21 protein-coding genes and 1 tRNA gene are annotated in these 25,355 nt (G+C 41.7%); 18 read left to right on the forward strand and 4 right to left on the reverse strand.

Going from position 1 to position 25,355, the window contains the following annotated elements; genetic code table 11:
- Nucleotides 1–16 precede the first annotated feature (16 nt).
- Together HQR03_RS10835 and HQR03_RS10840 are read left to right on the forward strand one after the other, a co-directional pair.
- The gene (locus HQR03_RS10835; RefSeq protein ID WP_173240187.1) at nt 17–2,152 is read left to right on the forward strand and encodes an AAA family ATPase; all 2,136 of its coding nucleotides are present in this window, start codon (nt 17–19) and stop codon (nt 2,150–2,152) included.
- On the forward strand, nt 2,142–3,899 hold the full coding sequence (locus HQR03_RS10840) for a UvrD-helicase domain-containing protein (protein ID WP_173240188.1): 1,758 nt from the start codon (nt 2,142–2,144) through the stop codon (nt 3,897–3,899). The genes HQR03_RS10835 and HQR03_RS10840 overlap by 11 nt, the downstream gene beginning before the upstream one ends.
- A 171-nt stretch (nt 3,900–4,070) precedes the next feature.
- On the opposite strand, the gene metH is transcribed toward HQR03_RS10840, so the two are convergent.
- The gene (gene metH, locus HQR03_RS10845; RefSeq protein WP_173240189.1) at nt 4,071–7,868 is read right to left on the reverse strand and encodes a methionine synthase; all 3,798 of its coding nucleotides are present in this window, start codon (nt 7,866–7,868) and stop codon (nt 4,071–4,073) included.
- A 584-nt stretch (nt 7,869–8,452) separates the two neighbouring features.
- Here metH and HQR03_RS10850 point away from each other — a divergent pair.
- Nucleotides 8,453–9,007 (forward strand): fasciclin domain-containing protein, encoded by a 555-nt coding sequence (locus HQR03_RS10850; protein ID WP_173240190.1) that lies wholly within the window; start codon nt 8,453–8,455, stop codon nt 9,005–9,007.
- A 465-nt stretch (nt 9,008–9,472) separates the two neighbouring features.
- Nucleotides 9,473–10,087 carry a fasciclin domain-containing protein gene (locus tag HQR03_RS10855; protein WP_173240191.1) on the forward strand — a complete coding sequence of 205 codons (615 nt, stop codon included), beginning with the start codon at nt 9,473–9,475 and terminating at the stop codon, nt 10,085–10,087.
- A 411-nt stretch (nt 10,088–10,498) separates the two neighbouring features.
- Here the strand turns inward: HQR03_RS10855 and HQR03_RS10860 are convergent, their stop codons facing one another.
- Nucleotides 10,499–12,067 (reverse strand): alanine/glycine:cation symporter family protein, encoded by a 1,569-nt coding sequence (locus HQR03_RS10860; RefSeq protein WP_173240192.1) that lies wholly within the window; start codon nt 12,065–12,067, stop codon nt 10,499–10,501.
- A gap of 981 nt (nt 12,068–13,048) precedes the next feature.
- On the opposite strand from HQR03_RS10860, the gene HQR03_RS10865 reads away from it, so the two are divergent.
- From HQR03_RS10865 to HQR03_RS10880, 4 genes are all read left to right on the forward strand, one after another.
- The gene (locus HQR03_RS10865; RefSeq protein WP_173240193.1) at nt 13,049–13,681 is read left to right on the forward strand and encodes a LemA family protein; all 633 of its coding nucleotides are present in this window, start codon (nt 13,049–13,051) and stop codon (nt 13,679–13,681) included.
- A 230-nt stretch (nt 13,682–13,911) separates the two neighbouring features.
- Complete coding sequence (locus tag HQR03_RS10870; RefSeq protein ID WP_173240194.1) at nt 13,912–15,111, forward strand: TPM domain-containing protein; 1,200 nt, start codon at nt 13,912–13,914, stop codon at nt 15,109–15,111.
- 73 nt (nt 15,112–15,184) lie between these two features.
- Complete coding sequence (locus tag HQR03_RS10875; RefSeq protein WP_025652148.1) at nt 15,185–15,709, forward strand: TPM domain-containing protein; 525 nt, start codon at nt 15,185–15,187, stop codon at nt 15,707–15,709.
- 173 nt (nt 15,710–15,882) lie between these two features.
- Nucleotides 15,883–16,881: an adenosine deaminase gene (locus HQR03_RS10880; protein ID WP_173240195.1), complete on the forward strand. Its 999-nt coding sequence runs from the start codon at nt 15,883–15,885 to the stop codon at nt 16,879–16,881.
- A gap of 97 nt (nt 16,882–16,978) precedes the next feature.
- Here HQR03_RS10880 and HQR03_RS10885 read toward each other — a convergent pair whose 3' ends face one another.
- Nucleotides 16,979–17,797 carry an NAD-dependent deacylase gene (locus HQR03_RS10885; RefSeq protein WP_336217887.1) on the reverse strand — a complete coding sequence of 273 codons (819 nt, stop codon included), beginning with the start codon at nt 17,795–17,797 and terminating at the stop codon, nt 16,979–16,981.
- 17 nt (nt 17,798–17,814) lie between these two features.
- Between HQR03_RS10885 and HQR03_RS10890 the strand changes: the two genes are divergently transcribed.
- The gene (locus HQR03_RS10890; RefSeq protein ID WP_173240196.1) at nt 17,815–18,183 is read left to right on the forward strand and encodes a hypothetical protein; all 369 of its coding nucleotides are present in this window, start codon (nt 17,815–17,817) and stop codon (nt 18,181–18,183) included.
- A gap of 260 nt (nt 18,184–18,443) precedes the next feature.
- On the opposite strand, the gene HQR03_RS10895 is transcribed toward HQR03_RS10890, so the two are convergent.
- A tRNA-Arg gene (locus HQR03_RS10895) sits at nt 18,444–18,520 on the reverse strand.
- 381 nt (nt 18,521–18,901) lie between these two features.
- Between HQR03_RS10895 and HQR03_RS10900 the strand changes: the two genes are divergently transcribed.
- The 9 genes from HQR03_RS10900 to HQR03_RS10940 all read left to right on the forward strand — a co-directional run bounded on the left by HQR03_RS10900 (nt 18,902) and on the right by HQR03_RS10940 (nt 25,224).
- Nucleotides 18,902–19,567 carry a c-type cytochrome gene (locus HQR03_RS10900; RefSeq protein WP_244952025.1) on the forward strand — a complete coding sequence of 222 codons (666 nt, stop codon included), beginning with the start codon at nt 18,902–18,904 and terminating at the stop codon, nt 19,565–19,567.
- A 251-nt stretch (nt 19,568–19,818) separates the two neighbouring features.
- Nucleotides 19,819–20,781, forward strand: a complete 963-nt coding sequence (locus tag HQR03_RS10905; protein ID WP_025652154.1) for an ABC transporter ATP-binding protein — start codon at nt 19,819–19,821, stop codon at nt 20,779–20,781.
- Nucleotides 20,782–20,813: 32 nt separating this feature from the next.
- Nucleotides 20,814–21,587: an ABC transporter permease gene (locus tag HQR03_RS10910; protein WP_025652155.1), complete on the forward strand. Its 774-nt coding sequence runs from the start codon at nt 20,814–20,816 to the stop codon at nt 21,585–21,587.
- Nucleotides 21,588–21,667: 80 nt separating this feature from the next.
- Nucleotides 21,668–22,519, forward strand: coding sequence for a hypothetical protein (locus HQR03_RS10915; RefSeq protein WP_101211296.1), 852 nt, complete (start codon nt 21,668–21,670; stop codon nt 22,517–22,519).
- A complete protein-coding gene (locus HQR03_RS10920; RefSeq protein WP_156915615.1) occupies nt 22,520–22,663 on the forward strand; it encodes a hypothetical protein in 144 nt (47 codons plus the stop codon).
- Complete coding sequence (locus tag HQR03_RS10925) at nt 22,648–22,941, forward strand: hypothetical protein (protein WP_173240198.1); 294 nt, start codon at nt 22,648–22,650, stop codon at nt 22,939–22,941. Before HQR03_RS10920 ends, HQR03_RS10925 begins: the two co-directional genes overlap by 16 nt.
- Nucleotides 22,942–22,968: 27 nt before the next feature.
- Nucleotides 22,969–23,799: a hypothetical protein gene (locus HQR03_RS10930; protein WP_173240199.1), complete on the forward strand. Its 831-nt coding sequence runs from the start codon at nt 22,969–22,971 to the stop codon at nt 23,797–23,799.
- A 63-nt stretch (nt 23,800–23,862) separates the two neighbouring features.
- Entirely contained in the window at nt 23,863–24,738 is an 876-nt protein-coding gene (gene queF / locus HQR03_RS10935; RefSeq protein WP_173240200.1) for an NADPH-dependent 7-cyano-7-deazaguanine reductase QueF, read from the forward strand.
- Between the two features lie 84 nt (nt 24,739–24,822).
- The gene (locus HQR03_RS10940) at nt 24,823–25,224 is read left to right on the forward strand and encodes a lysozyme inhibitor LprI family protein (RefSeq protein ID WP_025652160.1); all 402 of its coding nucleotides are present in this window, start codon (nt 24,823–24,825) and stop codon (nt 25,222–25,224) included.
- Nucleotides 25,225–25,355: the final 131 nt, after the last annotated feature.

A 25,355-nucleotide genomic window follows, 5' to 3' on the forward strand; every position in this document is an offset into this window, starting at 1 on the left:
TAATTAAGGAAGAATAGTGCATATTTCTAAATTCATCATAAGAAACTTTCGAAACTTTGAATCCGCAGATTTCAATTTTAAGGAAGGTGTTAATACTATTATTGGTGAAAATGGTTCAGGTAAAACTAATTTTTTTTATGCTCTTCGGCTTATGCTTGATGATACTCTACCTCGTTATATTGGATTTGGCGAACGAGATTTCAATCGAAATTTAGGCAATTGGCAGGGTCATTGGATAATTTTGACTACACATTTTAGCGAGTTAGACTTAAGTGAAGAATCACAAGCTCTAAGCATACATGCTTGTGGCCAAGTAGATACTGAGGAAGAGAAGGCTAAAGGGAGCTATATATTATGCTTTCGTCCGAAGTCTCATATTAGACAAGAGCTTTATGAATATTCCCAAAAAGAAGATAAAGACAAAAATGGACTGGAAAACATTCTAAGCCAAATTAATATTACCGATTACGAGACTGTTTATCTTTGCAGAGGATATCTAAACTTTAGTAAAGACGATATTTACAAAAGTTATGTTGGTGATTTTGAGAATATTATATTCCCAAATCCAAATGAACAGCAAAAACAAAAGTACGGTGACTATTTACCTAGGGAAATTAACCTATACAATGAGATATCGTGCACCTTTATTAAGGCACTGCGAGATGTCGCTAGTGACTTACGATCATACTCCAATAATCCGCTTGTTAGATTGTTAAAAGGTAAAGGTAAATCAATTGAAATTGAAACTCAAAATGATTTAGTTGATAGTATTAACGAACTTAATAGTAGTATTGCTAGTCTTAATGAGGTAATTGATGTACAAAAAGGAATTGACGATAGTTTAAAGCAGGCTGTAGGTACAACTTATGCACCTAATATCGAAATCAGAGCTGAATTGCCTAACAAAATGGATAAATTATTGCAGTCCTTGAGACTGTGGGTAGGTGATTCAGATGATGAAGATAGAGGACAAATAGCAGAACTAAGTTTAGGCGGTGCAAACTTAATTTTTTTATCTTTGAAGCTTCTAGAGTATGAAAAAATAAAAACAGACAAGGTAGCTAATGTTTTATTAATTGAAGAACCTGAAGCTCATATTCACACTCATATACAAAAGACATTATTCGACAATCTACATCAACATAATACGCAAATATTTGTCTCTACTCATTCGACTCAAATATCATCGGTCAGTAAAATTAGTAGCGTAAATATACTAAGCTGTGAAAATAAGAAGTCAGTTGTATTTAACCCTTCATTTGATTTAGATAATAATGAGGTTGTTAGAATTGAACGATACCTAGATGCTGTTAGAAGTGATTTGTTATTTGCAAAAGGTGTTCTACTAATTGAGGGGGATGCAGAACAAATTTTAATACCAGTAATATTTAAAAAAGTCTTTGGTTTGTCCTTAGATGAAATTGGTATCAGCCTTATCAATATTGGTAGTACGGGTTTTAAGAATATTGCAAGAATATTCCATCAAGATAGAGTTAATCGTAGATGTGGCATTATCACAGACTTTGATGAGTCTTTTATTAGCTTGCCTATTAATAAAGATGATGATAACCCAGAGCAAAAAAAGGCTAGGAACTCACAAAAAAGTGGAATAGAAAGAAAAGCTAATCTTGAGCTTTTTTGTGAGAATAATATGTGTATTAAACCTTTTTTTGCAAAAAATACATTTGAAGTAGATATGTTATTAGAAAGTAATGCATATGAATTCAAAAATGTGGTTCATAAGATTTATAAAACTGATAGTAAAATAAAAGAATCCAAGAGTAATTTGGATTCTGAAGATGTTGAAGTTTCTGGACGAGAGGTTCTCAAATTAGCAACAACTAAAAAGAAAGGATGGTTTGCATTATTAGTAGCAGAAGAGGTTAACGTTGAGACAGGAGTGCCAGACTATATTCTTAGTGCAATTGCATGGTCTTCTCCACATATAAATTCAGCATCAAAAGTTAAAGCTGCGAGATATAGATTAGAGAATGTTTATTTTACTGCTGAATTGTTAAAAGAAGATAGAGAAGTGATTGAAATGTATTCAAATTTTAAATCAATTGAAAGTGATGAAGATCTACTGATACAGTTTAGAGACTGCTTTCAAAACGACCCATTAACTAAGCTTCTAAATCATTATGATTCTTAATAGCCTCACACTCGAACAGAAACTTGCTGTACAACAAGATGGTCATGTATTACTTTCTGCTTGTCCAGGTAGCGGAAAGACACGTACTATTATTCATAAGTTAGCATATGAATCTAGTCGGTTGGATGAGAACAGTAAGAAAAAAGTCGTTGCTGTTACTTTCACTGTACGGGCATCTGATGAGATCTTTAATCGACTTAATAGAATGTCTATAGATAGTTCTAGGATTTGGTCTGGAACATTGCACTCTTTTTGCCTAGAATGGATTTTGAAACCATACTCTTGTTACCTTCTTGAACTTCAAAATGGTTACACAATAGCTGACGAAGCTTATAAAATTTCATTAATAAATGATTTAAAGAAAAAGTATAGAGTAGATTTATATATTGACAACACTCGGCTTGATAGGAATGGTTGTTTTGTTGAGTCTGATAATAGAAAGAAGACAATATTAAATTACTATCACCAAGATTTGAAAGAACAGAAACTAATAGATTTTGATTTGTTATTGTATTACTCATACCAGTTATTAGTTACGCATCCGAAAATCGGAAGAGTACTGTCAAATTTGTTTCACCTAATATGTGTTGATGAATACCAAGATACTCAAGATTTATCATACGCAATTATTTGTAATATTATCAATGCTGATAACGGCAACACTTCATTATTTCTAGCAGGTGATATTGACCAAGCGATATATCACTCTTTGGGTGGTGTTGCTAAAAATAAGACAGAAATTGAATCTGAGTTGAATGGACAAAAAATCATTGAGATATCTCTAACAGGTAACTTTCGCTCAACTCAGAGAATTATTGATTATTACAATAGCTTTCAGAGTAACCCTATTCGTATAATTGCTCAAGGTGCTAATGCCAATGAACAAGGAGTTATCTCATATAACAATACAGTCAATAAAGATGAACTAATTAATGAGATAGTTAGGTTAATTAAAGAAAGCATTAATAATGGTGTCGCTGAAAATGAGATATGTGTGTTATTTCCTCAATGGTGGCTCATCACTTCTATAACTGGAAAACTAAAATCCCTACTACCTGATGTAAACTTCGATGCTTCTGGACTTGCACCTATGTCCAAAAATCGTGATAATTTTTGGTATAAACTGTCTCATTTATTTCTAACAGAATCTAGCCCTACTATCTACTCGCTACGCTATAAATGGGCAAAAGAGTTGATTGATAAGTTTCACGAGCATACTGGTACGGAGTTTCCTGAACCTTACTACATTGAACGTAACCTTCTTCGTTTAACAAATTTAATAACATCGGATAAAACCGATGTAGTTAGTTATTTAGAGGACTGCTTTCTCCAATTTGCAAACAAACTAAATTTAAATTCAAAAAAATATCCTAGCTTGGGAGAGAGTTGGAAAGTTTATTTTAAAAATATTAAATCAAGGCTAAATGATAGAAGTTACAATGTTCCAAGTGATATCGATTCTTTTAAAAAACTTTATAAAGAAAGAGGTGGAATTGTTATAAACACTTGTATGGGTATTAAGGGAGAAGAGTTTGAAACAGTCATTGCCTTTGGTTTATTAAATGGATATATTCCACACTCAAATGAATCCAGCCCTCATCATGCTTCTAATAAAATGATGTATGTAATTTCTTCAAGGGCTAAAAAAAACCTTCATCTCATTAGTGAGACAGGACGAATGATAAGATATTCTAATAGCGTAGCTACACCTGTTTTGAGTAGCAAAAGATATAGATATGATAAATAGGTCCTGATAGTGGCGGGCATACTCGCTACTACACAGGGTTGCAGACGCTTAGCCATTGGCGTTGTCGCTGGTCAGGAATGACACTGGGTTTTAGCGACCGCCCCTGCGATAGTCAAGATAGAAGCGGATAACAGGATTAGCTACAACAGATAACCTCACTTATCACCAACCCTACAAATTCGGATTCAACCACTTCTCAGCAGTCTTGATATCCCAACCCTTACGCTCAGCATAGCTCTCTAACTGATCGCGGCCGATTTTACCAACGTTGAAGTAATCACTATCAGGATGCGAGTAATAGAAGCCGCTGACCGATGAGCCCGGCCACATCGCATAGCTTTCCGTTAATGTCGTACCGATCGCATCGGTAGTACCTAACCATTCGAATAACTTGCCTTTTTCTGTATGTTCTGGACAGGCAGGGTAGCCCGGCGCTGGGCGGATACCGACGTATTTTTCCTTGATCATCTCATCATTGGTTAAAGACTCATCAGCTTGGTAGCCCCAATAGTCTTTACGGATCAGCTCGTGCAAATGCTCCGCAAAAGCTTCTGCCAAACGGTCTGACAAAGCCTGCACCATGATGGCATTATAGTCATCACCAGCCGCTTTATACTTTTCAGCGAGTGCTTCTGTACCTACCATCGATACCGTAAAGCCGCCCAAGTAATCGGTGTGCGTCTCTGATGGCGAGATAAAGTCTGCCAAGCTAAAGTTTGGCTTGCCACTGGCTTTGTCGCTTTGTTGACGTAAGTGTTCAAACTGATATTCTGCTGTGCCGCCTTCAGTCGGCGCTTGATCATAGACGGTGACAGTGTCGGCAGCCGTGCGACGGGCTGGCATCAATTTAAACACACCCTTTGCCACGACTAACTTTTCATCAATTAGCTTTTGTAGGATGTCCTCGGCATTACCAAACAGATCACGAGCCGCTTCACCAACCACATCATCTTGCAAAATTTGGGGATATTTACCTGTGAGTCCCCAAGAGATAAAGAACGGTGTCCAGTCAATATAAGGCAGCAGGTTAGTGATAGGGTAGTCGTCAAATATTACTTGTCCTAACTTATTAGGGACAGGCGGCGTATAGTTTTCCCAATCGTATTGAAAGCCAATCTTAACCGACTCAGCGTACGATATCTTGGCGGCTTTGGGTTGGCGCTTGGCCAGACGCTCACGCACTTTAATATATTCGGCGCGAGTATCATCAATTAACTGTACACGGTTCTCTTTAGAGAGCAGCTTGGTGACCACGCCGACTGCGCGCGAGGCGTCGGATACATAGATGACGGCATCGTTTTGATATTGCGGCTCGACTTTGACCGCAGTATGCGCTTTAGACGTCGTTGCCCCGCCAATCATCAGCGGTAGGGTCATGCCGCGTTCTTGCATTTGCTTGGCGACATAGACCATCTCATCGAGGCTTGGGGTAATCAGACCCGATAGTCCGATGATATCGACTTTTTCGGCGATAGCAGTATCGAGGATCTTATCACAAGGCACCATCACGCCTAGATCGACGATGTCATAGCCATTACAGCCGAGTACCACGCCGACGATGTTTTTGCCGATATCATGGACGTCGCCTTTGACCGTCGCCATAAGGATTTTACCTTTGACCTCGCCTTCGACTTTTTCCGCTTCGATGTACGGGTTCAGCCACGCGACCGATTGTTTCATCACCCGTGCCGACTTGACCACTTGCGGTAAGAACATTTTACCCGAGCCAAATAAATCACCGACGATATTCATGCCGTCCATGAGTGGCCCTTCGATGACATCGAGGGGTTTGGGGTACTTCTCCCACGCTTCTTTGGTATCGGCTTCGATAAAGGTAGTAATGCCTTTGACCAATGCGTGCGCGATACGGGCTTCTACCGTGCCTTCGCGCCAGCTCATGTCGACAGTGCTGTCTTTTTTCTTACCACCGTCTTGGTAGTTTTCAGCGACCGTCATCAGGCGCTCAGTGGCATCTTGACCGGTTTCGCCTTGATTGCGGTTGAGCATCACGTCTTCGATGGCATCGCGTGCTTCTTTAGGGATGTCATCATACAGCTCAAGCATGGCAGGGTTAACGATACCCATGGTTAAGCCATTTTGAATTGCATGATAAAGGAATACGGAGTTGATGGCTTCACGAATCGGATTACCACGGAAGCTAAACGAGACGTTAGAGACGCCGCCCGATACCATGGCATTGGGCAGGTTATCGGTAATCCATTTGGTCGCATTGATAAAGTCTGCGCCATAATTGTTGTGCTCAGTGATACCGGTGGCGACCGCAAAAATATTCGGGTCAAAGATGATATCTTCTGATGGAAAGCCGACTTCATTGACCAAGACATCATAGCTGCGCTGACAAATCTCAGTTTTACGCTCATAAGTATCGGCTTGTCCGTCTTCATCAAAGGCCATGACGATAATAGCGGCGCCGTAGCGCATACACAGTTTGGCGCGTTCAACGAACTCAGCATGACCTTCTTTTAAAGAGATAGAGTTGACGACAGATTTGCCCTGTGTGCGCTTGAGACCTTCTTCGATGATGTCCCATTTAGACGAGTCAATCATTAAGGGTACACGGCTGATATCCGGCTCGCCTGAGACCAAGTTGACGAAGTGAATCATCGCCTGCTTGGAGTCGAGCATGCCTTCATCCATGTTGATATCGACGATTTGCGCGCCGCCTTCGACTTGATCGCGGGCAACATCAAGTGCTTCCGTGTAGGCTTCGGTTTTAATCAAACGTAAGAACTTCTTCGAACCGGTGACGTTGGTACGCTCACCGACGTTGACGAATAAGCTCTCAGGCGTGATGGTAAAGGGCTCAAGTCCAGATAAGCGGCAGGCAGGCGCAATCTCAGGAATTTCGCGCGGTGGATATTTTGCCACCATATTAGCGATTTGGCGGATATGCTCAGGCGTCGTACCACAGCAGCCACCGACGATGTTTAAGATACCTGCTTTGGCAAAGCCCTCTAGCAGGGCCGTGGTTTCCTCGGCTGTTTCATCATACTCACCAAACTCATTCGGCAGACCGGCGTTCGGATGCGCGGAGACATAGGTATTGGCGATATTAGACAGCGTTTGAATATGCGGACGCAGGGCATCAGCACCAAGTGCACAGTTAAAACCGACGGTTAAGGGCTTAGCATGGCGAATCGAGTTATAAAAGGCTTCTGCCGTTTGACCAGATAGTGTACGACCTGACGCATCAGTAATCGTCCCCGAAATCATAATCGGTAATTCAAAACCGATATCATCAAAAACGCCTGTCACTGCAAAGATGGCAGCTTTGGCATTGAGCGTATCAAAAATAGTCTCGATTAGGATGAGGTCGACACCGCCTTCCATGAGCGCCAGTGTGGCTTCACGATAATTAAGCACCAACTCATCAAAGGTAATGTTACGAAAAGCAGGGTCGTTGACATCAGGGGATAGCGAGCAAGTTCGTGACGTTGGCCCTATAACCCCAGCGACGAAGCGTGGCTTGTCAGGCGTCTTGGCAGTGTGTTCGTCAGCCGCTTCGCGCGCAATCTTGGCAGCCGTCTTGTTCAATTCTGGCACCAGATACTGCATATCGTAGTCGGCCATCGACAGCCGCGTACCATTAAAGGTATTGGTCTCGATAATGTCTGCGCCAGCGATCAGATGGTCGCTATGAATCTCTTTGATCATCTGCGGCTGCGTGAGTACCAATAGATCGTTATTACCGCGTACGTCCTGCTCTATATTAGCAAAGCGCACCCCGCGATAATCAGCTTCTTCCAACTTATAATTCTGGATATGCGTGCCCATCGCGCCATCGAGCATCAAAATCCGTGAAGCCATTTGCTTGGTAATACGCTCGCGAGCGGTGAGCTGCTGTGCCTTGTAAGGAAATACCTCAGGCGGCGTTAGGACAAAATCGTTCGGAGTGGTGTTATCGTCAGCTGAGGTATTATCTGCTTGAGTAGCGGTTTGTAGTGTCATAGAAGGACTGCTTATATCGTCAATATTATGATAGGGAAGAAGAAAAGCGTTAAGAGCCATTCAAAGTAATAAATAAAAATTACACGCTTAAAAAAGAGAGAAATATACGTTATTTTAGCATGAAAATTCGTCGTCTCGAGGGATTGTAGCGATTGCTGTTTTGGCGATACCACAGCGTGATGTTGTCTCCTCAGCATTCGCTTGCTCATGCTACTACGACATGGACTAAAGTGTATGACATAAAATGCTAGGGGACAAATGAATATCATTTCGCTTAAAGATTACATAAAGCTTTGTTTTTAAAATTAAAGTCTATTAAGCCACCTAAAAGATTGACATAAATTACATACTCATGACAAAAATAGCGTAAAAGTGAACTAATAAGGACGCTCTATATGTTAATTTGATTTCAGAAGGATTGACTTTTAGTAAGAACTGCTTACAAGCAAATGTTAATTATTTTTATTTAGTAATCATTATTAATACTTACCTATGCCGGTGCCAGCGAATTTTAAGAGTTAATTATCTACTCGTAAATTAGTAATACAATAATCAAGAATGATTCAATCATTAAGGACAATGTTATGAAAATTACCAAAACTGCTACTATAGGTACATTAGCGCTTTCGATCGCGGGCTTAACGGCTTGTAATAATATGATGCCTAGCAAAAGCGCAGAGATGAAAGCCCCCATGCATAGCCAATCTATGGCAAAAATGAATGTGGTACAAGTTGCCCAGAGCAACCCGGACTTCTCGCTATTAGTTGAAGCAGTACAAGCGGCAGGCCTTGCGAGTGCATTGTCTGACCCTAATGCCAACTATACGATATTTGCTCCAACCAATGCCGCGTTTATGCAAGCATTGGCCGAAACTAAAATGACCAAGGCTCAGTTATTTGCTAATAAGCCACTGTTGACCAAAATTTTAGGCTATCACGTGATCAACGGCAATATGGCGATGTATGCCAAAGATGTGAAGCCTGGCAATGTCATGACCTTGAGCAATGATACCTTGATGGTGACCCCGAAAGGCCAACTAATGGATGAGATGGGTCGTACAACTAATATCGTCAAAACAGATATTGCCGCTACCAACGGTGTGGTGCACGTGGTTGATAGAGTATTGATGCCAAAATAACTTTTGATGTCATGATTGTTGACAGCAATGTTTATTAAAAGCAGTGCTTATTGAAATCAGTACTTATTAAAAGCAGTGCTCACTTTTTGTCTTTTTATATGATGACGCTGGTACTCGTACCAGCCATCGTTTGTGCAAGCTGATTATTAAAGATATTTTTAACGCTAATCTTTACTTCAATTTTTGTTTAAACGTTACTTTATAAACGTTATTTTATCAATAATGGGGTAGTACACGTGATCAATACAGTGTTGCTACCTAAATAAGCATGAATTGCAGATTAATCAGTTAAAATCGTATTTATTGATATGGCAGAACTAATTTTAATACATGTTTAGAGTTGGCCAGTTGATTACTGAGACTTATTAATCGCTGACTGTTATCTTCATTAATGCACAAGTCACTTTAATAAGCCGCTTTATTAACTAAGCCCATAAACTAATTAACATCTACAAGGATATACCCATGTTAAAGAAGAATTTACTATCTATCGCCGTCGTTACCGCAGCAATGTCACTAGCCGCTTGTAATGACAAAGAAGCTGTTACTGAACCGGTAGAGCCTGAAGCCACGACTGAAACAATGGCTGAGCCTGAAGTCATGGTTGATCCAGCTGTAGAAGCAGAGCCTATGGCTGACCCAATGGCAGATACCATGGCGACTCAAACGATTGCTGAAATAGCAGCGGGCAATGAGAACCTAACTATCTTGACCGCAGCGCTTCAAGCCGCTGGCCTTGATACTATGTTGATGGAAGACACCAAATACACCGTATTTGCTCCAACTGACGACGCTTTTGCTCCAGTACTAGAGAAGTTAGGCGTGACTAAAGAAGAGTTACTCGCTAACACCGATCTACTCAAAAAAGTACTTCCTTACCACGTAGTAGATATGGAAGTTAAAGCCGCTGATATCCCTTATGGTACTGATATCAAAACCGCTAACGGCGCAACGATTTCTATCAGCGATGCTAATGTCATTACTGATGCGACCGGCGGAACGGCCAACATCACTGGTACTGATATAATGGCGACTAACGGTGTGGTACATACCATCGATGCCGTATTAATGCCTGAGTAAGTTGTACTATCTGGCTTATGTTTAGGTAAGTATAAGCACTTTTATACGCCGACTAACATAAGCTACTAGCAATACCTAAAAAGCCTAGCCGCTGCGCTGGGCTTTTTTTGTGCATGCATTTTTTTGTCCATACATAATGCCATGATGCTTCTGTCATTTAACCATATAGTCAAAATACCCTAAAAGCGCGACGCTATCAGCAGTGCCTCATGGTTCGATATTACTTTTCACTAACTATAGATGCTTACACTCATAAGAAAATACGCTCAAAGCCGTTATTAAAGCTATGTTTGCCTTTGCTGTTTTTTACTTTAATCACTCCAAACTTATAAACTAAAAAGCCCGAGACAATGGTCTCGGGCTTTTTTATTTTTGCTTAATAAGAATGAACAGTAGGCACATCAAAGAACGTTATTTATGCTCTTTACGTAGTGGATCTGCTGCCATTCTTTGTTGCTCTTTAAGATGACGCTCTTCCCAATAAGGGGCGTTTTTGATACCGAATTTGGCAGGATCAAAAGTATAGTGCTTCACACCAGCTTTAAGCTGTGCTTCGTAGTCTTTAAGCATAGTAAGCGTTGGACGAGCTACAATGAAGATAACTAAGATACCAACAATATTGAGCCAAGCCATAAGACCTACACCGATATCACCCAATACCCAAACATAACCGGCAGAATTAAGACCACCATAAGCGACCATAACCATGATAAGTACTTTGACTAAAAACAGACCCGTCTTATGAGCACCGCGACCGATAAAGCGTGTCAAATAAGTGACGTTTACTTCAGCGATATAGTAGTACGCTAGGATAGTCGTAAAGGCAAAGAAGAATACCGCAAGAGCGATAAACGAGTTACCATAAACCCCATATACTGATTCCATTGCCATTTGTGTAAATGCTGGAGAGCTAATTTCTGTAGCTGTATCTATATTGCTGACAATAAATTCTCCATCAGCTGCAGTTGTACACTTATTTGCCACAGTACACTGAATGTTATACATGCCAGTAGATAAAATCATAAAAGCCGTAGCAGAACAAACCAGCAATGTATCAACATAGACTGAGAACGCTTGTACTAGACCTTGCTGTGAGGGATGCTCAACTTCAGCAGCAGCAGCAGCGTGAGGGCCAGTACCCTGTCCGGCTTCGTTAGAGTAAATACCGCGTTTAACACCTAAATAAATAGCAGCACCTAAGCCTGCTTGAGCCGTAAAGGCATCACTAATAATTAAACCAAATACTTCTGGAATCAAACTGAAATTGCTAAACATGATAATCAAAGCTAGAATAATATAGCCTAAAGCCATAAAGGGTACGGCATATTCAGTAAAGGTTGCAATACGTTTAATACCACCAAAGATGATGACACCTAAAACCACTAGAATGATTGCCAATGCAACCAAACGCATAGAGCCTACTTCTAAGGCTCCGATGTTCATCACGGTACCTTCGCCCATTACTTGAGCAAATGCATTAACAACGCCATTAGCTTGAACACCCGGCAAAAAGATACCGCAAGAAATGATAGCGGAAATAGCAAATAAAATGCCGTACCATTTTTGACCTAAGGCGCGCTCAAAGTAATAAGCGGGACCACCACGGTATTCGCCAGTGATTACATCTTTTTCTTTATAAATCTGTGCCAGTGTCGATTCGACATAAGCAGTAGATGCGCCTAAGAAGGCCACAATCCACATCCAAAATACCGCACCTGGACCACCGAAACCGATAGCAGCGGCTACCCCAGCGATGTTACCCAATCCTACTCGACCAGCAAGTGATACTGCCAGTGCCTGAAATGACGAAATACCATCGGCACTTGATTTACCAGTAAATAGTAGTTTGATCATTTCACCAAATAGACGTACTTGCACAAAGCGCGTCATGATGGAGTAAAATAAGCCTGCACCTAAGCACAAAACTACTAAAGGGATACTCCAAATATAATTATTGATACTTCCAAAAATATCTTCCATATCTATATTCCTCAAACGTTCTCTACATGGTAATAGTCAGTAAAAGTGGCGTATGTTAAAGAAAGCAATTACAACTTTTACTAAATTAACCAGCGAGTATGGATATCAGTTGTCTATATTTATCCGCTTGGCCTATTCGCAACACTGACCATGTGTATACCGCTCATTGGAGTCAATTTTAAAATGAGCTGCAGTTGCAATCCTTTGCTGTCTTTATTATGCGGTACACCCTGTCACTACGTCATCGACGTAAAGCTGTTATCAATGGACCAGCGGATAAAACAGGCGGTTATATAATTAAACGCTGATCAGTAAAGTGATAGCATTCAACTTGCTATGAGTCATATCGATTGGCTACACTGGTAAAAGCTTATTCATTTGTTATCTCATGTTATGACAGTCTATCAACAGCGTTAATAAGACGTTCATAAGCCTTTAATACTAAACAAACGATAAGTCCACTACCAAATGTATTCAAACCGTACGGCTACGTAACTGCAATTTGCCATATTTTTAGTGCAATTACTAGAAATTTCTTTAAGAAATGCTGTATATCTCGATGTTTCAGACGATAGGGCCCATGATAAATAGCGATTAAATAAAGGAATTTTGTAACTGCTGTATTGTTATTTTACCTGCAAGCTATAGCGAAATCAGCTATAAGTAGACATAATTAGGCTTTTAAGAATAAGTAATCACAGTATAAGCAAGCACGAGTGCTAACGTGGCTAAGCGTTGCGGTTGTGTTTTGGTAACGATGAATTGTAAAAGGTGGCTTATATCGCCATTATTGGCAGGATATCTTGTAGGCTATTAGTATTAACCGTCACTCATTGCTAGCATTATCTATATTTTAAAGGTGGCCAGCAGTTGATAGACTGGATAAGTAGCGGCACAAGATGGTTAAATAAACGGTTATATCCGTTATAAAAAAACGTGTTACTAGGTATTTGTTATTTATCACTATTAGGAGAGACAACGATGACGCGTAAATCCATTGTAAAACCCATGTTGCTATCAGTAGTATTAGCGACTTCTACCGTTGGTTTGACGGGTTGTGGTTATAACAATCTGCAAGCTCAAGATGAGCAGGTAACGGCTTCGTGGTCAGAAGTGGTCAACCAATACCAACGCCGCTCAGACTTAGTGCCAAACTTGGTCAAGGTCGTACAGCAATACGCAGAGCAAGAGCAAGAGGTGTTTACCCAAGTTGCTGAAGCGCGCTCACGTGCGGGTGGTATTACCGTGACCCCTGAGGTGCTCAATGATCCTGAAGCGATGGAGCGTTATGCGGCTGCACAAGAGCAGATGACCGGTGCCTTGTCACGTCTAATGGCGGTCTCTGAGCGTTATCCTGAGCTAAAGTCAGATGCCTTGTTCCAAGATTTGCAAGCACAGCTAGAAGGCACGGAAAACCGTATCGCTGTGGCTCGTAACCGCTATATTCAAGAAGTGCAAAGCTATAATACAACAGTGCGTCAGTTCCCAACCAACATCACCGCCAAAGTATTTGGTCTAGATGCTAAGCCAAACTTTACGGTAGCCAACGAAGACGCCATTTCAACAGCACCCAGTGTTGATTTTGGCGACGACGATGCAGCAACTGCTCAGTAAAGTAAGACGCATAATATTGGTAGCATAAAAGACATTTGCAGCATAAAGATAAGTGATGATTGAGGTAAAGCGGTGTTTGCCGCTTTGCTTTTGGCGTTAATGCTTAAAACATAGCAGATGAGTCAGCAGAGAAGTTTAGTAGTCATTAACGTAGCAACCATTAATGTAGTATTAATTAACGTAGCAACTATGCATTCAGCAAAAACGGCACTTGAGGTGGTATAGATTAGATGAATCATTTAAAAGCACTCTTATCAGTATTACTATTTACGCTGAGCATCAGTAGTGCGCCAGTGCTGTATGCGGCACCCAATGATACGGCAGTGGCTAGTGATAGTGGCTCAAATAGCACCTCGAGTATCCAACAAAATCGCAGCGTCGAGGATTTGGTGGCGATAGCCAAAGCAGGCGAGTCTAACGAAGCGATTAACGAGGCGGTTTTAGGTAACGAAGCGATTAATGGCGCCCTACTTGGCAATGATGCAATCAATCCTAATGCAGCTAACAGTGACACGGCTAATAGTGAAAATCCAGCAACACGAGCGCCTGCTAAGCCAGCTGTCCAATCAAGCGCTGAAAACGTCGATGCGGATAAGCTGATATTAAATAGTCCTGTCGTTGACCAAGCCAATATCTTAAATGCGCAACAAAAACAACGCTTAGAGGCGCAGCTACGGTCGATTTATCAGCAAGGCTTGGCGCAAGCAGCTGTGGTCATTGTGCCAACAACCAATGGCGTGCCAATATTTGACTATGCCTTACAAGTTGCAGAGAAGTGGGAGCTGGGCAATAAAGACATCGATGATGGTTTGCTAATGGTCGTGGCGGTCAATGATCGTGACATGTACATCTTAACCGGCTATGGATTAGAAGGGGTGCTACCAGATGCCGCCGTCAATCGTATTATTCGTGAAGATATCACGCCGCTGTTTAAGCAAAACGACTATGGTGCTGGGATATTAGCAGGCGTTGGGGCGCTTAAAACGCGTCTTAGTGCTGATCCTGAGGTATTGGCGCGCGCTGATGCACAAGCGGCTGAACGCAGTCAAAGTCAAAACGATATTGGTGACAGCCCATCGCCTGTTTTTTTATTCGTCATGGCGATGATATTTGGTAGCTTTATCACCAGTATTTTTGGTCGCATATTTGGCTCTATCTTAACTGCTGGTGGTTTCTTTGCTGGTTCGCTGGCACTGGGCGGCGGCTTCTTTATGACCTTAATCATGGCGATATTTATATGGCTATTTTTAATCTCGCGTGGCTCCGGCGGTGGTCGTGGCGGACGCGGTGGTGGCGGTCGTAGAGGCGGCGGCATGATTTTCTTGCCCGGCATGGGCGGCGGTAGCGGTAGCGGTGGTGGATTCGGTGGCGGCGGCTTTGGCGGCGGCGGTGGTGGATTCGGTGGCGGCGGCGCAGGCGGTTCGTGGTAAGTGCTTAGGGCGTGCTGAATAGAAAAACACACTAAATGACCGTCAGTAATGATTTACTTGAGGAAATAATATAATGGCACAAAACAACTCGTCACAGACAAGCTTTGCGCGCTGGTGGCGTCAAGTACTGTTTGTCCCTTTGATGCATAGCAAATGGCTGACAGCCGCAGCCAAAGCCCGTCTGACAGATAAGGTGACTAGCGCTGAACGTGGTCATCGCGGTGAGGTGTTTTTAATTATAGAAAATCATCTACCGATTCAGGAGGCTTACCATATCAACTGTCGCGAGCGTGCGGTGGATCTGTTCAGCGAGTATCGAGTGTGGGACACCGAAGAAAACACTGGCGTCTTGATTTATGTCAATATCTGCGAGCACCAATTAGAGATAGTCGCGGATCGCGGTATCAGCACTCACGTGAGCCCCACAGTCTGGCGGGCGATGTGTGAAAAAGCCGTGTCTGGCATCGCTAATAAAAACACTGAAGAGAGCTTGGCTGAATTGTTAGACGAAGTTGGACAAGTCCTGCGTCAGTACTATCATCTTGAGCATGACCCCGCAGGTAATGAGCTGTCTGATACGGTAGTATTTTTGAAATAGTTTTTATGAACTGGCATTTATAAATCAGTCTTTATAAAATAGTTCTTATTAGTGGCAAAAACAGCTTAGCGTTTGTCCATAGGGTTTTACGGTAAATTGAAATATAATACTGACTCCAAAATAGAGGGTGCTGACCAAGAGGCATCTCGATAAAAAACCACTACTGGAACACTATGATTGAGTTAATAAAGAAACTGCCAAAAGCGGAGCTGCACTTACATATCGAAGGCTCACTTGAGCCGGAGCTGATGTTTAGATTGGCGAAAAAGAATCAAATAGAGATTTCTTACACAGACATAGAAGACGTACGCCGCGCCTACAACTTCACCAATCTACAAACCTTTTTAGATATCTACTATGCGGGTGCCAATGTTCTCATCACTCAAGATGATTTTTATGATTTAACGTGGGAATATATTCTGAAGTGTGTTGAAGACAACGTCATTCATAAGGAGATATTTTTTGACCCGCAAACGCATACGGCAAGGGGCGTACCTTTTGAAGTCGTGATAACGGGCATCAAAAAAGCGCTTGCCGATGCCAAAGCACAATATGGCATCACTTCTTGCATCATCATGTGTTTTTTACGACATTTATCGCAAGCAGAGGCGTTCGAGACCTTAGAGGAGGCGCTGGCGTTTAAAGATGACATCATTGGTGTTGGTCTTGATTCTGCAGAATTGGGCAATCCGCCTGCCAAGTTTAAGGACGTTTTCCAAAAAGCCAAAGATGCAGGCTTTAAGTTGGTTGCCCACGCTGGCGAAGAGGCAGACTTTACTTATATCTATGAAGCCTTGGATTTATTAGAGATAAATAGAATTGATCATGGCGTGCAATCGATAAAAAGCCCAGAGCTGATGCAACGCTTAAAAGACGAGCAAATGCCGTTGACGGTTTGTCCGAACTCCAATATCGAACTCAAAGTGTTTGAAACCTATCGAGAGCACAATATCAAAGCACTGCTAGATTACGGTCTAAATGTCAGCATAAATTCTGACGATCCAGCGTATTTCAAAGGCTATATGAATCAGAATTTTATAAATATATGCGAAAACTTACCGCTAACAAAAGACGATGTGGTTACTTTGGTAAAGAACGCCTTTCATTCTTCGTTTATCAGTGATGAGTTAAAAAAGGAATATTTAGCAAAGGTAGATCTTGCTTTGCAATAAGCAATGATTGATGAAGTTTTTATTCGCTAGGGCTTAACGGTTGATGTCAATTGTTAAGCCTTTTCTTTTTATACGAGATGCTTCTAGGGTCAAACGATTACAGCGCCGTGATTTTTTTGATTAACAACGGCATAATCACACCGGCTTTTTCTGCCAAGGTAATATCAACGATGGCGTTCGGCGTTGGGTCAGGATTTATTTCGATAACGTTAGCACCATTTTGCTTGGTCAATTGTGCAAGCCCTGCCGCAGGGTAGACCAAGCTCGATGTGCCAATACTGATAAATACCTCACAATTCGCCGCCGCCTCTTCAGCGGTTTGCCATGCTTGGACTGGCAGTGCTTCGCCAAACCAAACGATATCTGGTCTGATATAGCCCTCGCAATGTGGGCAGTTAATTAGCGTCTCACTATAATCCATAGTGTCAGCGCTGCTATATGAGCCTCTAGACTGCTTTTTATAGGGTGCATCGCATTGACTACAACGATTGGCCCACAGATTACCATGCAAATGAGTCACGCTACTACCAGCCTGCTCATGTAAGTCATCGACATTTTGCGTGATGAGTGTTACCTGCTGGTCGGTTGATTGGCTATGGTATTGCCACTGCGCTAAAGCCTCATGAGCAGAATTCGGTTTTTTGTCCGCGACCAATTGTCTGCGCCACTGATACCACGACCATACCAGCTTTGGGTTGCGAGTGAACGCCTCGGGTGTCGCCAAATCCTCAACGCCGTAGTTCTCCCACAATCCTGTTTGTTTGTCTCGAAAAGTGGGAATACCGCTTTCTGCTGAAATCCCAGCGCCCGTTAAAATGCAGATGCGTTGTCTTGAGGACACTAGTTTGGCGGCAAGCGCTACTTCAGCTATTAACGCTGGTGGCAATTCTGCTAACATGGCATAACCCCTGCTCATAATGGATACATATTTCTATGATAGATGGAATTTGGTGGCTTGTCATATTGCTAGCCGTGGTCGCAGCCCTTTGGCTGGTCGCAAAGACGCGAGGCGCAAAAGCGGATGAGACCTTTGATAATAAATCACCCAAAGGCGCGAAAAAACCTAGTAATGATGACCTACAAAAAACAGCGGTATTGATTAATAGCTATTTGCCTGACTATCGCGTTAACCGTAAGGCCAATCATCTAGTTATCAGCGAGCAAAACAAAAAGATTGCGATGATTACTATTGATAAAAAAGTGGCCGCTGGTCAACGGCGTCTAGGCGACGTACCCGTGATTAATTACCACCGAGTCCCCAACCGTGCCCAATTAACTGCAAACTTACAGGATGCAGAGTAGTGTCAGTCATACAGTTTTATAAATAGGCAATCAGGCAGGCAAGTAGGAAGGCAAATTGCGGCTCAATTAGAAGATGACATATATTGAATAGAGGTTGACAACGATATGTACAACATTTTATAGGTGTTAATACATCATAGTTAATAACAGCTAAAGACGCAGAGCGTTGCTGTTAAAGGTTTTTGGAAGTGTTAGTAGGTAGGGTGCTAGAAGTATTAGGAGGTAATGCTAGGGAGAGATGAAATATCATTCATAAGAAGTGGTGCGCTCGGCGGGAATCGAACCCACGACCCTCGGCTTCGGAGACCGATACTCTATCCAACTGAGCTACGAGCGCATAATACGAGTTGACTGCTAGGTTGCTCAATACTGCATACTACGTTTAATTGAGTATTATTGACAGGGCAGTCTGTCGAAAAATAAAGACCGCCTAGTCTAACAAATAAAAGCCAGAAAGCCAATGAGCGAAGGCTGCTATTGACGCTTTTTAAGAAAAAACAAGATAGTCATTAAACAGGCATGGCAATTTACCTGCCTTTTCCCTTATAATGTCAGGGACAATTCATATTTATAATCACCGATTACAAGTGCGCTTGCAGGCGGGATGGCTGTTTGCTATTGATGACGAGGTGTCGTCAAAGGAGGATAAACAGAATGTCCAAGTCATGCGAGTCCTTGTATCTGTAATAAGAGAACGTGACGAATGAGAAAAGTAGTGATGTTATCGGCAGCTGCCATTCTAGGAATTGCTAGTATCGCGGTGAGCCAAGCGGAAGATGTTGCAGATACCCCTGTAACTGTCTCTGATGTAGCAGAAGCGCAAGAGGTGGTCGAAATTGCGCCACAACAGCTCGGTGATGATACCCAAGCTGCTGCCGATACTACAGATGACACTGCTGCAGCTGATGCGAGCGTGACAGCAGACGGCACCACAGATGACGCTGCGGCAACGGAAGAGATGGCCGCTGCAGCGCCTGCGGCTGATGAAGAGCCTATTCCGCAAGATACGCCGCAAGTACAAAAGCTCATTGCCCTATATCCTAATTTGATTGCGCGTATTCAGCCTGTTGCTACAGTATGTTTCGAAGACGATGAAGTTTGTGATGTAACCGCACGCTCATCAGGTCCTTCGGCAGGGGATGGCCCTCGTGATGGTGCTGCTGTTTATAACGCTGTTTGTCAGACTTGTCATGCTTCAGGTTTGCTTGGTTCACCTATGTTAGGGGACGCAGGGGCTTGGGGACCACGTATAGCAAAAGGTAAAGATACTCTATATACCCATGCGATCAACGGCTTCAACGCGATGCCTGCTAAAGGTGGTGCGGATATTCCTGATGAAGAAGTTCAAAATGCAGTAGACTATATGGTTGGTGAAGCCAGCTAATCATTACCAAGCCATTATGGGCGGTGATACATAGCCTATTGAATTTTTAAGATACTCATTGATTAAACGCCTATTTCATTTAATGAGGTAGGCGTTTTTTTTGATGATGAGTATTATTAATATGGTACTTCTCACATAATGCAGTTGAAATGTGGTGTTGATAGCCTCACTTTAAGACATTAAATCGTACCTGCTAAAATATTCTACAAAGCAGTTTTGATGTAAATTTTATAACAAATAAAGAGGTATTCATGTCTGAAGTACCAGCGCTATCTATTCAGAACTTATCCAAAACTTATGATAACGGGTTTTCGGCATTAAAAGATGTCAGTTTAACGGTGCCACAAGGTGGTTTTTTTGCGCTACTAGGACCGAACGGTGCTGGTAAATCGACGATGATTGGCATTATTAGTTCATTATTTAAGCCAACCAGCGGCAGTGTAAATATTTTTGGTGTCGACTTATTAGCCAATCCTTCGGTGGCTAAACAGTATCTTGGCGTCGTCCCACAAGAATTTAACTTTAACATGTTTGAAAAAGTAGAAGATATTCTGATAACCCAAGCAGGTTATTTTGGTATTTCTGCCAAAGAGGCAAAGCCACGCGCTGAGCGCTTGCTAAAAGCATTGGGTCTCTGGGATAAACGTGATAGTAAGTCGCGGGAGCTGTCAGGCGGTATGAAACGTCGTTTAATGATTGCCCGAGCGCTGATTCATAAGCCTAAGCTATTGATTCTCGATGAGCCAACCGCAGGGGTCGATATTGAGCTGCGCCGTTCTATGTGGGAGTTTATGCAGCAGATTAATGTCGAAGAGAACACCACGATTATTCTGACGACCCATTATCTTGAAGAGGCTGAGCAGCTGTGTAAGCGCATCGCTATCTTGGATCATGGTGAGATTCGAATCAATACAGATATGAAGGATTTGCTGGCGCAGTTGTCGGTCGAGACCTTTGTCTTTGACGTCTCGGCGCCGCTTGAGCATCCCTTGCAACTGACGGGCGTGACTGAAGTGGTGCAACCAGATGATCTCACGCTTGAGGTAACCTTAACAGAAGGTGAGTCATTGAATGGCGTGTTTACGCAATTGTCCGAGCAAGGTATTACTATTGCCAGTATGCGTAACAAGTCTAACCGTTTAGAAGAGCTGTTTATGCGCCTTGTCGACCAAAATATCCAGAATCAAGACAGTATGAAGGAGTCAGGACTATGAATCAGAAAATAGTAGTAGACCCTAATGACAGTATGTCATGGTCCAAAAAATGGATTGCTTTTCGGACGATATTGCTAAAAGAAGTACGCCGAATTTTGCGTATTTGGCCACAGACTTTGTTGCCACCCGTCATTACTATGACGCTCTACTTCGTTATCTTTGGTAAAATGATAGGCGATAGAGTAGGCGAGATGGGCGGTGTGCCTTATATGCAGTTCATCGTCCCTGGTCTTATCATGATGGCCGTGATTACCAACAGTTACTCTAATGTGGTCTCTAGTTTTTTTAGTGCCAAGTTTACCGCGAGTATTGAAGAGCTGTTAGTCTCTCCTGTCTCCAAGCATGCTATCTTAATGGGTTACGTCAGCGGTGGTATCTTCCGTGGTTTGGCCATTGCTATTATTGTCTCTATCGTCGCGCTGTTCTTTACCGATCTTGGTATTGAACATTTATTTGTGACGATATTTACCGTGCTTGGTACTTCGATACTGTTTTCGCTGGGCGGCTTTATTAATGCCGTTTTTGCCCGCTCATTTGATGATATCTCTATTATTCCGAGCTTTGTATTAACGCCTCTTACCTTTTTGGGCGGCGTCTTTTACTCAATGGAAGGGTTATCAACATTTTGGCAAAACGTCTCGTTACTCAATCCCATTGTCTATATGGTGAATTCGTTCCGCTACGGAATTTTGGGCTATTCTGATGTCAACGTCTGGTATTCAATGGCAGCGATTTTTGTATTTTGCGTGGTGTTTTATGTCATCTCTTATCGTTTACTAAGCGATGGCTCGCGTGTGCGCTTGTAGTTAATTTATCACCTCGGTAACTTGTCAGCAGTATACCGATAGTCTTATTATAAAAGCCTAACATTGTTGGGCTTTTTTTTATGTTTAAAACTTCACTAATACACAAGTTTTTTATACTAGCTGCATTAAGTAGCTTTTCCATTACTGCTATCGCGGCATCGTTCGCGACTACCGATGATTATGATTGGGTGGTTATGGAGAAGCCTCTAGATCCTGCATCTTATAAATATGACTGTAATCATGATTACAAATATGAGACTCATGCGGCTCTACAAAATTGCCTTTATAACTTGCGAGAAGATGTTGATAATGCGTTTAGTAAGCAGTGGGGGATTGACGACAGAGTTATTCGAGAAAGAAATGCGATTTATATTGACGTGCCTAATCGTAAACACCCACTAGTATTGGTTGATTATTCCAGTCCTTTTGAGACCGATTTCAATGCTTATTATTCATTAAAATATTATGATAAATCGCGGCAATTACTGACCATACATCAAAGCTTTTATGAATCAGAAACTCTGACAGTGGTCAATTTGAAGACTGGGTTTTGGCAAGATTTTGATTTTAGGAAGCTAAGTGTTTCGCCTGATATGAGATATATCGTAGGGTTTGAAAGCGAGATGGGCGCTACTGAAAACATTAATATTTGGGCACTGCAAGATAGTGGTTACTATGAAGGCTACTATAAACAAGTCTATAGCAGTAGTGACGATTCAAAAAACTACGACAGTCATAAAAATTTTTATCAAGCGGACAAAGCCAAGCTGGTTTATGATGCCGAAACCCTTACTTGGTTGAATGATAGTAAATTTTATGCAGATTATTTTTATAAGCTAAATGAAAAGGATTCCGCAGCTTTTCGAGTGCGTTATACCTTTATTAAGAATGCCTCAACGGATAAGTGGCAGCTACATGCAGGTGATATATAAATGATCGCTATTTCTCGTTATATAAAAACAGCATTGACTGTCGCAGGACTATTTATATTGACCACAATAGCAGCCTTAGATGCACAGGCAGCGCCTTTAGCTTTAGAGCCATCGACAAGTGAGGAGGTATGGCTAAAGATATAATGTTATGGGATCGTCAAAAAGCTGACAATGACGGACGCTATGCAACGATATTTGCTAGTAATGAATTATATGAACAAGATTATGATAATGACAAAAAACATGAGGTGTACGAAGCGCGAGATATCAGTTGGACAAGCGATAATAAAGTTAACGTTGATTTTTATTACAGAGTCAATCCCACTGACACGGTAGCATTTCGCGTGCGCTATATTTATGCGGCTAATAATAAAGAGGGTGAATGGCAGAGAGTTTTACCTGATGCTAATATCAACGATTAAAAAACAATAAAAAGGTCTAGCTCTCATATGCAAATAACTCTATCAGTCGCCACCTCAATTCGCATCTGTATGGCGAGTGCATTGCTACTGATGCTATCGGTGCCTGCGCAAGCAGACCTGCCCAAAGCGGCGATGGATGACTATGTTTGGAAAGCACTAGACCCAGCCAGAAAATCAGATTACTTTGATAATGAGTGTGAATACGACAGTCTGGTCGCTTATAGGAAATGCCTTGAGAGAGATTTAGAGAAACATGATAATAAGCTTAGTGAAAAATGGGGATTGAGTGAGCGTGTATCCAGAGAAAAAGATACGATATATATTGATGTTCCCAATCGAAGCTTGCCATTGGTTTTTCGTGATGAGCTGTTTGCTCCTGACGGTCAATCTCACTCTTATTTTTCGCTATATGAGTATGACGAAAAGAGACAACTCCTGTACGTGTTGAAAAGTTTCCCTGAAATAGAAAATACGATACTTATTAATCTCAAAACTGGTTTTTATCAACAATTTGATGGTATTGATATCAGTGTATCACCCAATAAAGAACGTATTACTACCGTAGAGCGTTATATAGGTGAAGAAAATATTACGATTTGGCAAAAGCACAGAGAAGGCAGCTATCAAAGAGTTTATGAAAGTGATCCCAGCGAATTAAAAGCGCATTTGGCATTTTACCAAAACCGAGACCAAAAACATGATTTTGAAGATGTTGATATTAAATGGCAAGGTAATGATAGCGTTTTGGTCGACTTTTATTATCTTATCAATGAAACAGATGATGTCGGCTATCGAGTACGCTTTAAGGTTGTCAAAAATGTAAAGGCATCAGAGTGGCAAATCGTCCCCATAAAGTAGCCTGTTGCTGTAAAATGACTGATTGTTATTTCATTATATTTAAGCATGAAAGGTAAGTAACTTATGAGTATTCACGGTATCTTGGGTGAGCAAACTACTGATTATCCAACTGAGTATAGTCCAGAAACCTTGTATCCTATTGCTCGAAGTATGGGGCGTGATGTCATTGGCTGGCAAGACGATAAGCTAGAAGTGGGCGTCGATTGGTGGCATGCGTTTGAGATGTCATGGTTAAATCAGCAAGGTATATCACAAGTGGCAATGGCACGCTTTGGGATTCCAGCAAGCTCGCCATTTATCGTTGAATCTAAATCATTAAAGTTATATTTAAACAGTATTAACTTTACTGAGTTTGCTAGTTGGGAAGCCGTGCAAACGCTGATTACCAAAGATTTATCGGCATGCGTACAAGCAGAAGTGCAAGTTGAGCTGTTTGGCTTAGATGATAATCTTTATGATAAGACATCAGAGTTATTGATTGCTCAGCCTGAGGGTGCGTGTATTGATGACGCGCTTGCCAATACTAGCGAAAAGATTGCATTATGCGAGCATCCTGATGCATCTTTATTGAGCGATGCTAGAACGAATGCTCATTCAGAAATTGCCAGTGCTCAGCCTTATACTTTTTATTCTAATTTACTGCGTAGTAATTGTCCGGTGACCAATCAGCCAGATTGGGGTACATTGGCGGTTTCGATGACCAGTGATAAGACAGTCGACGACGCTGGCATGCTGCGTTATATCTTAAGTTTCCGCCAGCATAATGGTTTTCATGAGCAGTGTGTCGAGCAGATATTTGCTGATTTAAGCAAACAGTATGAGCCAAGCGAGTTGATGGTTCGTGCGTGGTATACGCGCCGCGGCGGTATCGATATCAATCCTTGCCGTGTGAGTGATATCCGCTTATTACCACAGCCAAGCCGCTTGATTCGTCAGTAGGCTAAGAGTACTTGCTAATACTCATCAAATGCGTTTATATACTTATTTAGGCAGATATTATTTTGCTTTGCTTGGGAGGTCAAGATGAAATGGGCAACTGGTTTTTTGACGGCGCTAGCGGCAGCTGCTTTGTCTATCTCTCTCATGCAATCGGCACAAGCGGAGTTTATTGAAAATCAATATAACTGTGAAGATGCTTATATGGAAGTGGCTTATGATTGTGGTAATGATGCGATTATAGTCGAAAAAAATCGCCTTAATAAAATTTATATGAGTGCTTATCGTACTTTGAATACGACACAACAACAGCAGTTGGACAAAGAACAACGTATATGGTTAAAGAGTCGCAGCGATAAGTGTGACTTTGAATACGACGGTCCAATGAATAATTCTGTGGTGTACGCCCAGATTGGCGCTAATGTTTGCACCGCTAATGAGAGTCAGAAACGTAGTAAGGCGATTGCTAAAAAATATAATATCAAATAACAATTTTCATTTTTTAGAAGCCTAGATTAACACACCAAGTGCAACGCTAAGTAATGGAATAAAACACCTGGTTTGGCGTTTTAAACCCTAATCGTTTTCTTGGTCTGTTGTTTAACCTGTCTTCAATGTTT

The sequence above is a fragment of the Psychrobacter okhotskensis genome (genome assembly GCF_013248965.1).
GTDB lineage: Bacteria > Pseudomonadota > Gammaproteobacteria > Pseudomonadales > Moraxellaceae > Psychrobacter > Psychrobacter okhotskensis.